Annotated in this window: 15 protein-coding genes; all 15 read left to right on the top strand. The window is 63.2% G+C overall.

Annotation, left to right across the window (positions count from 1 at the left end):
* Positions 1 to 20 precede the first annotated feature (20 nt).
* The 15 genes from iscR to GKC70_RS19605 all read left to right on the top strand — a co-directional run bounded on the left by iscR (position 21) and on the right by GKC70_RS19605 (position 12,105).
* Positions 21 to 512: a Fe-S cluster assembly transcriptional regulator IscR gene (gene iscR / locus GKC70_RS19675; protein WP_029613657.1), complete on the top strand. Its 492-nt coding sequence runs from the start codon at positions 21 to 23 to the stop codon at positions 510 to 512.
* 38 nt (positions 513 to 550) lie between these two features.
* Positions 551 to 1,765 carry an IscS subfamily cysteine desulfurase gene (locus tag GKC70_RS19670; protein WP_342649650.1) on the top strand — a complete coding sequence of 405 codons (1,215 nt, stop codon included), beginning with the start codon at positions 551 to 553 and terminating at the stop codon, positions 1,763 to 1,765.
* Between the two features lie 46 nt (positions 1,766 to 1,811).
* Positions 1,812 to 2,198, top strand: a complete 387-nt coding sequence (iscU, locus tag GKC70_RS19665; RefSeq protein ID WP_003248539.1) for a Fe-S cluster assembly scaffold IscU — start codon at positions 1,812 to 1,814, stop codon at positions 2,196 to 2,198.
* 23 nt (positions 2,199 to 2,221) lie between these two features.
* On the top strand, positions 2,222 to 2,545 hold the full coding sequence (gene iscA, locus GKC70_RS19660) for an iron-sulfur cluster assembly protein IscA (RefSeq protein ID WP_029613656.1): 324 nt from the start codon (positions 2,222 to 2,224) through the stop codon (positions 2,543 to 2,545).
* Positions 2,546 to 2,553: 8 nt separating this feature from the next.
* Positions 2,554 to 3,075 carry a co-chaperone HscB gene (hscB, locus tag GKC70_RS19655; RefSeq protein ID WP_342649649.1) on the top strand — a complete coding sequence of 174 codons (522 nt, stop codon included), beginning with the start codon at positions 2,554 to 2,556 and terminating at the stop codon, positions 3,073 to 3,075.
* Positions 3,076 to 3,117: 42 nt separating this feature from the next.
* Positions 3,118 to 4,980 (top strand): Fe-S protein assembly chaperone HscA, encoded by a 1,863-nt coding sequence (hscA, locus tag GKC70_RS19650; RefSeq protein ID WP_342649648.1) that lies wholly within the window; start codon positions 3,118 to 3,120, stop codon positions 4,978 to 4,980.
* 3 nt (positions 4,981 to 4,983) lie between these two features.
* Positions 4,984 to 5,325, top strand: coding sequence for an ISC system 2Fe-2S type ferredoxin (gene fdx, locus GKC70_RS19645; RefSeq protein WP_342649647.1), 342 nt, complete (start codon positions 4,984 to 4,986; stop codon positions 5,323 to 5,325).
* Positions 5,326 to 5,335: 10 nt separating this feature from the next.
* Positions 5,336 to 5,536 (top strand): Fe-S cluster assembly protein IscX, encoded by a 201-nt coding sequence (gene iscX, locus GKC70_RS19640; protein WP_317870643.1) that lies wholly within the window; start codon positions 5,336 to 5,338, stop codon positions 5,534 to 5,536.
* Between the two features lie 89 nt (positions 5,537 to 5,625).
* Positions 5,626 to 6,051 carry a nucleoside-diphosphate kinase gene (ndk, locus tag GKC70_RS19635; protein ID WP_029613652.1) on the top strand — a complete coding sequence of 142 codons (426 nt, stop codon included), beginning with the start codon at positions 5,626 to 5,628 and terminating at the stop codon, positions 6,049 to 6,051.
* A 28-nt stretch (positions 6,052 to 6,079) separates the two neighbouring features.
* Entirely contained in the window at positions 6,080 to 7,228 is a 1,149-nt protein-coding gene (gene rlmN, locus GKC70_RS19630; RefSeq protein ID WP_342649646.1) for a 23S rRNA (adenine(2503)-C(2))-methyltransferase RlmN, read from the top strand.
* A gap of 15 nt (positions 7,229 to 7,243) precedes the next feature.
* Positions 7,244 to 8,005, top strand: coding sequence for a type IV pilus biogenesis/stability protein PilW (gene pilW, locus GKC70_RS19625; RefSeq protein ID WP_342649645.1), 762 nt, complete (start codon positions 7,244 to 7,246; stop codon positions 8,003 to 8,005).
* Positions 8,002 to 9,000, top strand: coding sequence for a RodZ family helix-turn-helix domain-containing protein (locus GKC70_RS19620; protein ID WP_342649644.1), 999 nt, complete (start codon positions 8,002 to 8,004; stop codon positions 8,998 to 9,000). Before pilW ends, GKC70_RS19620 begins: the two co-directional genes overlap by 4 nt.
* A gap of 3 nt (positions 9,001 to 9,003) precedes the next feature.
* The gene (ispG, locus tag GKC70_RS19615; RefSeq protein ID WP_029613650.1) at positions 9,004 to 10,113 is read left to right on the top strand and encodes a flavodoxin-dependent (E)-4-hydroxy-3-methylbut-2-enyl-diphosphate synthase; all 1,110 of its coding nucleotides are present in this window, start codon (positions 9,004 to 9,006) and stop codon (positions 10,111 to 10,113) included.
* 24 nt (positions 10,114 to 10,137) lie between these two features.
* Complete coding sequence (gene hisS, locus GKC70_RS19610; RefSeq protein ID WP_342649643.1) at positions 10,138 to 11,424, top strand: histidine--tRNA ligase; 1,287 nt, start codon at positions 10,138 to 10,140, stop codon at positions 11,422 to 11,424.
* Positions 11,425 to 11,463: 39 nt separating this feature from the next.
* Positions 11,464 to 12,105, top strand: a complete 642-nt coding sequence (locus GKC70_RS19605) for a tetratricopeptide repeat protein (protein ID WP_029613648.1) — start codon at positions 11,464 to 11,466, stop codon at positions 12,103 to 12,105.

Genomic DNA, 12,105 nt, shown 5'->3' with positions numbered 1-12,105 from the left:
CTCCCGTGGTACCCATAGCCATGCGATTGACTACCAAAGGCCGATACGCCGTCACCGCCATGCTCGACCTGGCGTTGCACGCGCAGCATGGACCGGTATCCCTGGCCGACATTTCCGAGCGTCAGGGCATTTCCCTTTCTTATCTGGAGCAGCTGTTCGCCAAGCTGCGCCGCAGCAGTCTGGTCTCCAGCGTGCGCGGTCCCGGCGGTGGCTACCAGTTATCCAGGACCATGGAAACCATCCAGGTGGTTCAGGTGATCGACGCGGTCAACGAGTCGGTCGATGCGACCCGCTGCCAAGGCCTCGGCGACTGCCACTCCGGTGACACCTGCCTGACCCACCATCTGTGGTGCGACCTCAGCCAGCAGATCCATGAATTCCTCAGCGGCATCAGTCTGGCCGACCTCGTCATGCGCCGTGAGGTGCAGGAAGTCGCCCAGCGCCAGGACCTGCGCCGTGTCGCCGGTCGCGTTGCCCAGCTGGACAAGATTGAGACGTCCGCCGTCGACTGATGCGACGAGCGACGCCAACGCCTGATAGGAGATATTCAATGAAGTTGCCGATCTACCTCGATTACTCCGCGACCACGCCGGTCGATCCCCGTGTCGCGCAGAAAATGGCCGACTGCCTGCTGGTCGACGGAAACTTCGGTAACCCGGCCTCGCGTTCCCACGTGTTCGGCTGGCGTGCCGAGGAAGCCGTCGAGAACGGCCGTCGCCAGGTCGCTGAACTGATCAATGCCGACCCGCGCGAGATCGTCTGGACCAGCGGTGCCACAGAGTCCGACAACCTGGCCATCAAAGGTGTCGCGCACTTCTATCAGACCAAGGGCAAGCACATCATCACCTCCAAGATCGAGCACAAGGCGGTCCTGGATACCGCTCGCCAGCTCGAGCGCGAAGGTTTCGAAGTCACCTACCTGGAACCCGGTGAAGACGGCATCATCACCCCGGCGATGGTCGAGGCGGTGCTGCGTGACGACACCATCCTGGTCTCGCTGATGCACGTGAACAACGAAGTCGGCTCGATCAACGACATCGCTGCCATCGGTGAACTCACCCGTGCTCGCGGTGTGCTGTTCCACGTCGATGCCGCGCAGTCCGCCGGCAAGGTCGAGATCGACCTGCAGACGCTCAAGGTCGACCTGATGTCGTTCTCCGCGCACAAGGCCTACGGGCCTAAAGGCATCGGCGCGCTGTACGTCAGCCGCAAGCCGCGGGTACGTCTGGAGGCCATCATTCACGGCGGCGGTCACGAGCGTGGCATGCGCTCTGGCACCCTGCCGACTCACCAGATCGTCGGCATGGGCGAGGCATTTGCCATCGCCAAGCAGGAAATGGCCGCCGAAAACGTGCGCATCAAGGCCCTGAGCGACCGCTTCTTCAAGCAGGTCTCGGACCTCGAAGAACTGTACGTCAACGGCAGCCAGACCCAGCGCGTACCGCACAACCTGAACCTGAGCTTCAACTACGTGGAAGGCGAGTCGCTGCTGATGTCGCTCAAGGACATCGCGGTATCGTCCGGCTCGGCGTGCACCTCCGCGTCGCTCGAGCCGTCCTACGTGCTGCGCGCTCTGGGCCGCAACGACGAGCTGGCGCACAGCTCGATCCGCTTCTCCTTCGGTCGTTTCACCACCGAGGAAGAGGTCGACTACGCCGCGCAGGAAGTCTGCAAGGCCGTGAACAAACTGCGTGAATTGTCGCCGCTGTGGGATATGTACAAGGACGGCGTCGACATCTCCAAGATCGAGTGGGCCGCCCACTAAGCAGTCGCCAGCAAGAGCGGCTCCCTGACGAGGAAGGAATTGCACCATGGCATACAGTGAAAAGGTCATCGACCACTACGAGAACCCGCGCAACGTCGGCAAGATGAACGCGGAAGACCCAGACGTCGGCACCGGCATGGTCGGGGCTCCGGCCTGCGGCGACGTGATGCGCCTGCAGATCAAGGTCAACGAACAAGGCGTGATCGAAGACGCCAAGTTCAAGACCTACGGCTGCGGTTCGGCCATCGCCTCCAGCTCCCTGGCCACCGAGTGGATGAAGGGCAAGACCCTGGACGAAGCCGAGACCATCAAGAACACCCAGCTGGCCGAAGAGCTGGCATTGCCGCCGGTCAAGATCCACTGCTCGGTGCTCGCTGAGGATGCCATCAAGGCAGCCGTACGCGATTACAAGCAGAAGAAAGGCTTGATCTAAGTCGCCCACGCGAAGGAGTTCCGATGGCTATCAGCATGACAGAAGCCGCCGCCAACCACATTCGCCGCTCCCTCGACGGGCGCGGTAAAGGTGAAGGCATTCGCCTGGGCGTGCGTACCACCGGCTGCTCGGGCCTGGCCTACGTGCTGGAGTTCGTCGATGAGCTGGCGAGCGAAGACCAGGTGTTCGAGAACCACGGCGTGAAGGTCATCATCGACCCGAAGAGCCTGGTGTACCTCGATGGCACCGAATTGGACTTCGTCAAGGAAGGGTTGAACGAAGGCTTCAAGTTCAACAACCCCAACGTGCGCGGTGAATGTGGCTGCGGCGAAAGCTTCAATGTCTGAGGCCTGACGTGGGTAGCCCTTGCCATTTCGCTCTGTTCGACCTGCAACCGAGCTTCCGCCTGGACCTCGACAAGCTGGCCACGCGTTATCGCGAGCTTGCCCGCGAGGTCCATCCCGACCGCTTCGCCGACGCCTCCGAGCGTGAGCAGCGCGTGGCCCTGGAAAACTCCGCAGCCCTCAACGACGCCTACCAGACGCTGCGCAGTGCGCCGCGTCGCGCGCGTTACCTGCTGGCCATCAGCGGCCAGGAGGTGCCTCAGGAAGTCACGGTCCACGACCCCGACTTCCTGTTGCAGCAGATGCAGTGGCGCGAAGAACTCGAGGAACTGCAGGACGAAGCCGACCTCGACGGCGTTGCCGTGTTCAAGCAGCGCCTGAAGGGTGCCCAGAGCACTCTCGATGAGGAATTTGGCGCTTGCTGGGATCAAGCTGCCGAGCGCGTCAGGGCCGAGCGCCTGATGCGCCGCATGCAGTTCCTCGACAAGCTCGCCCAGGAAGTGCGCCAACTCGAAGAGCGCCTCGACGATTAACCCCGGCGCCGCCGTGACGGCGCCCAAGGTATCAAGATAAGCATGGCCCTACTGCAGATCGCCGAACCCGGTCAGAGCCCCCAGCCGCACCAGCGCCGCCTGGCGGTGGGCATCGACCTGGGGACCACCAACTCGCTCGTCGCCGCGGTACGCAGCGGCCGCAGCGAGCCGCTGCCCGATGCCCAGGGCAACCTCATCCTGCCGTCCGCGGTGCGCTACCTGGAGGACCGCTGCGAGGTCGGTCAGGCTGCACGCGATGCGGCCTCCAGCGACCCGTTCAACAGCGTCCTGTCGGTCAAGCGCCTGATGGGACGAGGCCTGTCCGACGTCAAACAGTTGGGTGAACAGCTGCCATACCGGTTCGTTGGCGGCGAGTCGCACATGCCGTTCATCGACACCGTTCAGGGGCCCAAGAGCCCGGTGCAGGTGTCGGCCGACATTCTCAAGGTGCTGCGTCAGCGTGCCGAGGAATCCTTGGGTGGCGAACTGGTGGGCGCGGTGATCACCGTGCCGGCCTATTTCGACGACGCTCAGCGTCAGGCCACCAAGGACGCTGCGCGTCTGGCCGGGCTGAACGTGCTGCGCCTGCTCAACGAGCCCACCGCAGCGGCGGTGGCCTATGGTTTGGACCAGAACGCCGAAGGCGTGGTGGCGATCTTCGACCTGGGCGGTGGCACCTTCGACATTTCCATTCTGCGCCTTACGGCCGGCGTGTTCGAAGTGCTGGCCACCGGCGGCGACACGGCCCTGGGCGGGGATGATTTCGATCACGCCATCGCGGGCTGGATCATTGAACAGGCGGGCCTGTCCGCTGACCTCGACCCTGCTACTCAGCGCCAGTTGTTGCAGGCGGCGTGCGCCGCTAAAGAAGCCTTGACCGATGCCGATAGCGTTCGCGTGAGCCACGGCGGCTGGAGCGGTGAGCTCAGACGTGCCGATTTCGACGGCATGATCGAGCCGTTGATCGCTCGTAGCCTCAAGGCCTGCCGCCGCGCCGTGCGCGACAGTGGTGTCGAGCTGGAAGAGGTGGGGGCTGTGGTCATGGTGGGTGGATCGACCCGTGTGCCGCGTGTGCGCGACGCGGTCGGCACGTTGTTCGGTCGTGCGCCGCTGACCTCGATCGATCCCGATCAAGTGGTGGCCATCGGCGCGGCGATTCAAGCCGATACCTTGGCTGGCAATCGTCGCGAAGGCGGTGAATTGTTGTTGTTGGACGTCATCCCTCTGTCGCTCGGCCTGGAGACCATGGGCGGGTTGATGGAGAAGGTGATCCCGCGCAATACCACCATTCCGGTGGCGCGCGCCCAGGAGTTCACCACCTACAAAGACGGCCAGTCGGCCATGATGATCCACGTCCTGCAGGGCGAGCGCGAGCTGATCAGCGACTGCCGGTCGCTGGCGCGCTTCGAGTTGCGTGGCATTCCGGCCATGGTCGCCGGCGCGGCGAAGATCCGCGTTACGTTCCAGGTGGATGCGGATGGGCTGCTGAGCGTGGCCGCGCGCGAGCTGGGCTCGGGTGTGGAGTCGAGCATTCAGGTGAAGCCTTCCTACGGCCTGACCGACGGCGAGATCGCCCGCATGCTCAAGGACTCCTTCGAACACGCCGGTACCGACAAGCAGGCGCGCCAGCTGCGCGAGCACCAGGTCGATGGCGAACGCCTGCTCGAAGCGGTACAGGGTGCCCTCGAGGCGGACGGCGAGCGCCTGCTCAGTGGCGAGGAGCGCGAGGCCATCGAGTTCCAGATGCAAGAATTGCGTGATTTGCTCAACGGCACCGATGGCCCGGCCATCGAGCAGCAGACCAAGCGTCTATCGCAAGTGACCGATGCTTTTGCCGCCCGTCGCCTTGATTCGACGGTCAAAGCCGCACTGGCCGGGCGCAACCTGAATGAGATCGAGGAGTAATCGATGCCGCTGGTGACATTCCTGCCGCATGAGAAATTCTGCCCCGAGGGGCTGACCGTCGAGGTCGCGTGCGGCACCAACATCCTGGAGCTGGCCCATGAGCACCATATCGAAATGGAAAGTGCCTGTGGCGGCGTGAAGGCGTGCACCACGTGCCATTGCATCGTGCGCAAGGGCCTCGAATCCCTCGAGGAAGCCGACGAGTTGGAAGAGGACATGCTGGACAAGGCCTGGGGTCTGGAGGCGCAGTCGCGTCTCGGCTGTCAGGTGGTGGTCGCCGACCAGGACCTGACCATCGAAATCCCTAAGTATTCGCTCAACCACGCTGCCGAAGCGCCGCATTGAGGATCACGGAATGAGTCTGAAATGGGTTGATGTACTTGAAATCGCCATTCAGCTTGCAGAAAGCAAGCCGGACGTCGATCCTCGTTATGTGAATTTCGTCAATCTGCGGAGTTGGGTGATGGAATTGCCCGACTTCAGTGACGATCCGGCGCGCGGCGGCGAAAAGGTTCTGGAGGCCATCCAGGCGGCCTGGATCGAAGAAGCCGACTGAGTGACACCCGCAGGTTAGGCAATGCCCTCGAACCCGCGTATAATTCGCGGGTTTAATTTTTCGCAACACTCAATATTCTGGAGTTTTCCATGGCTGTTCAACGTACTTTCTCCATCATCAAGCCTGACGCCGTCGCCAAAAACGTCATCGGTGAGATCACCACTCGTTTCGAAAAAGCCGGCCTGAAAGTCGTCGCCTCGAAAATCAAGCAACTGTCCAAGGCCGAAGCCGAAGGCTTCTACGCCGAGCACAGCGCGCGTGGCTTCTTCGGCGAACTGGTTGCCTTCATGACTTCCGGCCCGGTCGTTGTCCAAGTGCTGGAAGGCGAAAACGCCATCGCTCTGAACCGTGAGCTGATGGGCGCTACCAACCCTAAAGAAGCCGCTGCCGGCACCATCCGTGCCGACTTCGCCGAGTCGATCGACGCCAACGCCGTTCACGGTTCGGACTCCGAAGCCGCTGCCGCTCGCGAAATCGCCTACTTCTTCGCAGCTACCGAGGTAACCACTCGCTAAGCGAACGCTTTCGAGTGAGGGTGAATCCATGACGACATCTACTGGCAAAATCAACCTGTTGGGGCTGACCCTGCCGGAAATGGAACAGTTCTTCGACTCGATCGGGGAGAAGCGCTTCCGTGCCGGTCAGGTGATGAAATGGATTCACCATTTTGGCGTGTCCGATTTCGCGGACATGACCAACGTCGGCAAGGCCTTGCGCGAAAAGCTCGAGGCCATTGCCGAGATTCGACCTCCGGAAGTGGTCAGTGAAGACATTTCCGCCGACGGGACCCGCAAATGGGTCGTGCGCGTTGCCTCCGGCAGCTGCGTCGAGACCGTCTACATTCCCACCGACGACCGCGGCACGCTCTGCGTCTCGTCGCAAGCCGGCTGCGCCCTGGACTGCAGTTTCTGCTCCACCGGCAAGCAAGGCTTCAACAGCAACCTGACCGCCGCCGAAGTCATCGGCCAGGTATGGCTTGCGAACAAATCCTTCGGCACCGTCCCGGCCAAGATCGACCGCGCCATCACCAACGTGGTGATGATGGGCATGGGCGAGCCGCTACTCAATTTCGACAATGTCATCGCCGCCATGAAGATCATGATGGACGATCTGGGCTATGGCATTTCCAAGCGTCGCGTCACCCTGTCCACCTCGGGCGTGGTGCCGATGATCGACGAACTGGCCAAGCACATCGACGTGTCGCTGGCGCTGTCGCTGCACGCGCCGAACGACGAACTGCGCAACAAGCTGGTGCCGATCAACAAGAAGTACCCGCTCAAGGTGCTGCTCGAGTCTTGCCTGGGCTACATGGCCACGCTCGGCGGCAAACGCGTGCTGACGGTCGAGTACACCCTGCTCAAGGATGTCAACGACCAGCCCGAACACGCCGCGCAGATGATCGAGCTGCTGCGCGACGTGCCGTGCAAGATCAACCTGATCCCGTTCAATCCGTTCCCGCACTCCGGCTACGAGCGGCCCAGCAACAATGCGATCCGTCGCTTCCAGGACCTGCTGCACCACGGTGGCTTCAACGTCACCACACGGACCACCCGTGGTGAAGACATCGTCGCGGCCTGCGGCCAGTTGGTCGGTCAGGTCATGGACCGCACCCGCCGCAGTGAGCGCTACATTGCCGTGCGCCAGCTCAACGCCGACGGTAGCGAGTCGGCAGACAGCGCCGTGCGCCTCTGACGGACACCGCCGCCCATGACCCTGCGCGCCGCGCTGTCGATCCTGTCACTGCTGTTGCTGGCTGGCTGCGTGTCCGGCGGCAGCGGCCATCCGCTGTCCAGCGAGCAGGGTCGGGCAGAGGCGGGGCGTGCCTACGTGCAGTTGGGCCTGGGCTATCTGCAGCAGGGCATGAGCGAGCAGGCCAAGGTGCCGTTGGCGCGCGCGCTCGAGTTGGACCCGCGTGACGCCGATGCCCATGCGGCCTTGGCACTGGTGTTCCAGGCTCAAGGCGAGCCGGAACTGGCGGATGAGCATTTTCGTCACGCCCTGGCGCAGCGCTCGAACGATGCGCGCATTCGCAACAACTACGGCAGTTTCCTCTATGCTCAAGGGCATTTTCGCCAGGCCGAGCAGATGTTTCGCCAAGCCGCCGCCGATACCCTGTATCCTGAGCGCTCGCGCGTGTACGAGAACCTGGGCCTGACCGCGCTCAGGCAAGGCCGTGCCGAGCAAGCACAGGCCTATCTGGAAAAAGCCCTGCGCCTCGATCAGCGACAACCGCGGGCGCTACTGGAAATGGCTGAGTTGTCCTACGAAAACAGGCATTATGTGCCGGCCTGGGATTACTACGAACGTTTCAGCCAGCAGGGCCAGCATGATGCCCGCAGCCTGCTGTTGGGCAGTCGTCTGGCGCGAATCGTCGAAGAGCACGGTACCGCTGACGAACTGGGCCGCACACTACAACGACTTTATCCCGGTACGCCGGAATATCAGCAATACCTGTCGGAGCAACGATGAACGCCGCGCACCCCGAATCAGCAGCAGCGCTTGAGCAGCATCCCGGTGACGTCCTGCGCCAGGCGCGCGAGCACCGGAACTGGTCGCAAGCCGAGGTCGCCCGTAGGCTGAACCTGACCGTCACCTCGCTGAACTACCTGGAAACCGGTGCCTTCGACAAGCTTCCCGGCCATACCTTCGCCCGCGGCTACATTCGCGCCTACGCCAAACTCATGGACATGGATCAGGCCCCGTTGGTCGAGGCCTTCGATCGTGTGACCGGCACCCATGCCAAAGGCAGCGAAGTGCATTCGCTGGGCCGTATCGAGGAGCCGGTACGCTTGTCGCACAACATTCTGCGCGGCGTCAGCCTGCTGCTGCTAGTGGTGGTGGTCGGCGGTGGCTTCTTCTGGTGGCAGGACCAGAGCGGCCAGCATGGCAAGGACCTGAGCAAGATCGCCCTGGAGCATGTCGAGGTCGAAAGCGCCGACGGCACCACCCAGATCCACACCCTCGACGAGCCCGAAGACCAGGCCGTGAGCGCTGGCCAGCAGCCCGAAAGCGCGCCGCTGCCGCTGGGGCAGGACACGGCAGCGCAGGGCGAAGACGAAACCGCCGCCCAGGCACCTGAACAGTCCGCGTCCGCGGTCGCGCCTACTGCGCCGGTTGCGCAGAACCCAGCCCCGCCGCATGCGCCGGCTGCCACGACCACCACCGCGCCTTCGACCACCCCTGCTGCGCCCGCCGTCAGCGAGCCTGCCGCGCCGAGCGCAGGGGAGGGCAAGGTCGCCATCCAGTTCGTCGCCGACTGCTGGACCCAGGTCACCGACGGAAATGGCAAGGTGCTATTTAGCGCCATCAAGCGCAAGGGCGATAGCCTCGAACTGGCAGGCAAGCCGCCGTTCGCCGTGCGCCTGGGCTTTGCCCGTGGCGCCCAGGTCAGCTACAACGGCCAGCCCGTCGATGTCGCCCCGTTCACCAGTGGCGAGACCGCTCGCCTGAAGTTGGGACAGTAAGTCATGCACGGTGAATCCCCGATCAAACGTCGCGAATCCCGCAAAATCTGGGTCGGCAATGTGCCGGTGGGCGGCGATGCTCCCATCGCGGTACAGAGCATGACCAACACCGACACCAACGATGTGGCCGCCACCGTGGCGCAGATCCAGCGTTTGGTGGATGCCGGTGTCGATATCGTCCGCGTGTCGGTGCCCGACATGGACGCCGCCGAAGCCTTCGGCAAGATCAAGCAGCAGGTCAGCGTCCCGCTGGTCGCCGATATCCACTTTGACTACAAGATCGCGCTGCGCGTCGCCGAGCTCGGCGTCGACTGCCTGCGCATCAACCCGGGCAACATCGGCCGTGAAGACCGAGTGCGCGCGGTGGTCGATGCTGCTCGCGATCGTGGCATTCCGATCCGCATCGGCGTCAACGCCGGCTCCCTGGAAAAAGACCTGCAGAAGAAGTACGGCGAGCCGACCCCGGCCGCGCTGGTCGAGTCGGCGCTGCGCCATGTCGAGCACCTCGACCGCCTGGATTTCCATGACTTCAAGGTCAGCGTGAAGGCCTCCGACGTGTTCATGGCCGTCGAAGCCTATCGCCTGCTGGCCAAGCAGATCGTGCAGCCCCTGCACCTGGGCATCACCGAAGCGGGAGGACTGCGTTCCGGAACGGTGAAATCCGCCGTCGGCCTCGGTATGCTGCTCGCCGAAGGCATCGGCGATACCATCCGCATTTCGCTGGCGGCCGATCCGGTCGAGGAAGTGAAGGTCGGCTACGACATCCTGAAGTCGCTGCACCTGCGCTCGCGTGGCATCAACTTCATCGCCTGCCCGAGCTGCTCGCGGCAGAATTTCGATGTGGTCAAGACCATGAACGAGTTGGAAGGGCGCCTGGAAGACCTGCTGGTGCCGCTGGACGTCGCGGTGATCGGCTGTGTGGTCAACGGACCGGGCGAAGCCAAGGAATCCCATGTCGGCCTGACCGGTGGCACGCCCAACCTGGTGTACATCGATGGCAAGCCGGCACAGAAGCTGACCAACGACAACCTGGTCGATGAGCTGGAAAAGCTCATCCGCCAGAAAGCGGCCGAAAAGGTCGAGGCCGACGCGGCGCTGATCGCCCGCGGCTGATATACAGATTCGTAAGGACTTTTCGTGAGCAAATCGCTGCAAGCCATTCGTGGCATGAACGACATCCTGCCCGAGCAATCGCCGCTGTGGCGCTACTTCGAAGGCACCGTGGCCAGCTTGCTGGACACCTACGGCTACAGCCAGATCCGCACGCCGATCGTCGAGTTCACCGAACTGTTCAAGCGTTCGATCGGCGAAGTCACCGATATCGTCGAAAAGGAAATGTACACCTTCCAGGACAACAAGGACTCGCTGACCTTGCGTCCGGAAGGCACTGCCGCGTGCGTGCGTGCCGTGCTCGAGCACGGCATCATCGGCAACGGCCAGGTTCAGAAACTCTGGTATGTCGGGCCCATGTTCCGCCACGAGCGCCCGCAACTGGGGCGCTATCGCCAGTTCCACCAGATCGGCGTCGAGGTGTTCAACCTGGCCGGTCCCGACATCGATGCCGAGCTGATCATGCTGACCTGGCGTCTGTGGGCGCGCCTGGGCATTCAGGATGCCGTCACCCTCGAACTCAACAGCCTGGGCACCAGCGAAGCGCGCGGGCGCTATCGCGAGGCACTGGTCGAGTTCCTCTCCGAGCGCCTCGACCAGTTGGACGAAGACAGCCAGCGCCGCCTCAAGAGTAATCCGTTGCGTATCCTCGACAGCAAGCACGAGGGCACCAAGGCTGCGCTGGTCGGTGCGCCGAAGCTGGAGGATTACCTGGACGAAGAGTCGCGCGTGCATTTCGACGGCGTGAAGGCGCGCCTGAACGCCGCCGGTATCCCGTTCGTGATCAACACCAAGCTGGTGCGTGGCCTGGATTACTACAGCAAGACCGTCTTCGAGTGGGTCACCGACAAGCTCGGCGCCCAGGGCACGGTCTGCGCGGGTGGCCGTTACGATGGCCTGGTCGAGCAGATGGGCGGCAAGCCTACCGCTGGCGTGGGTTTCGCCATGGGCATCGAACGCCTGCTGCTGCTGATCGAAACCTTGGGTCAGGTGCCCGAGTCGATTGCGCGCACGCTGGATGTCTACCTGTGCGCTTTCGGCGAGCAGGCCGAGCTGGCGGGGCTGGCGCTCAGCGAGCAACTGCGCGACCGCTTGCCGGCGCTGCGCCTTGCCGTCAACGCCGGCGGTGGCAATTTCAAGAACCAGTTCAAGAAGGCCGACCGCAGCGGGGCGCTGTTCGCCCTGATCCTGGGGGACGACGAACTGGCGCAACAAGTGGTAGGTTTCAAACCCCTGCGTGGCCAGGGCGAACAACAGAACATTGCCTGGGATGCTCTGGCCGAGCACCTGCAAGCTGCTCTCGCGCAGGCGTGAAGCGGTCATACAGCCGAATTGCTGAAAAGGAGTATTGGGGTGTCGAGTACCGATGATGAAGGCCTGGTCGCAGCCAAGGACTGGTGGAACCGCAACGGCAAGCCGCTGCTGACCGGTGCTTTGCTCGCCGCAGCGGTGGTGATGGGCTGGCAGGCCTGGCACAAGTACCAGAACAACCAGTCGCAGGGCGCTTCGATGGTCTATCAGGCGTTGATCGAAACGGCCCTGTCGGCTGACGGCAAGCCGGATGCGACCAAGGTGGCCGAGTTGTCCGGCAAGCTCAAGAGCGAGTACGGCGGCACCGCCTACGCCCAGTATGGCAGCCTGTTCGTGGCGAAAGTGGCCGTGGAGAGCGGCAAGCTCGACGACGCTGCCGCAGAACTCAAGGGCGTGGTGGATAAACCCGCCGACGCGACCCTGGGCGAGCTCGCCCGTCAGCGTCTGGCGCGCGTGCTCGCGGCGCAGAACAAAGCCGAAGAGGCACTCAAGTTGCTCGACGGCAACGCCGAGAAGGCCTACCAGGCCAGTCGCGAGGAGCTCAAAGGCGATCTGCTGGTGCAATTGGGCCGTACCGACGATGCCCATGGTGCCTACGAAAAAGCCAAGGCCGCGCTGTCTGACGACGCCGCGATCGGTGGTTTGCAACTGAAGCTCGATGACCTGGCCAAAGGGGACGCGTGA

Origin of the sequence: Pseudomonas sp. REB1044 (assembly GCF_038813925.1) — a bacterium.
In the GTDB taxonomy this organism is placed as follows: domain Bacteria; phylum Pseudomonadota; class Gammaproteobacteria; order Pseudomonadales; family Pseudomonadaceae; genus Aquipseudomonas; species Aquipseudomonas boreofloridensis.
The sequence above is the reverse complement of the archived record's forward strand: the minus strand, read 5'-3'. Positions and strand labels throughout refer to the sequence as shown.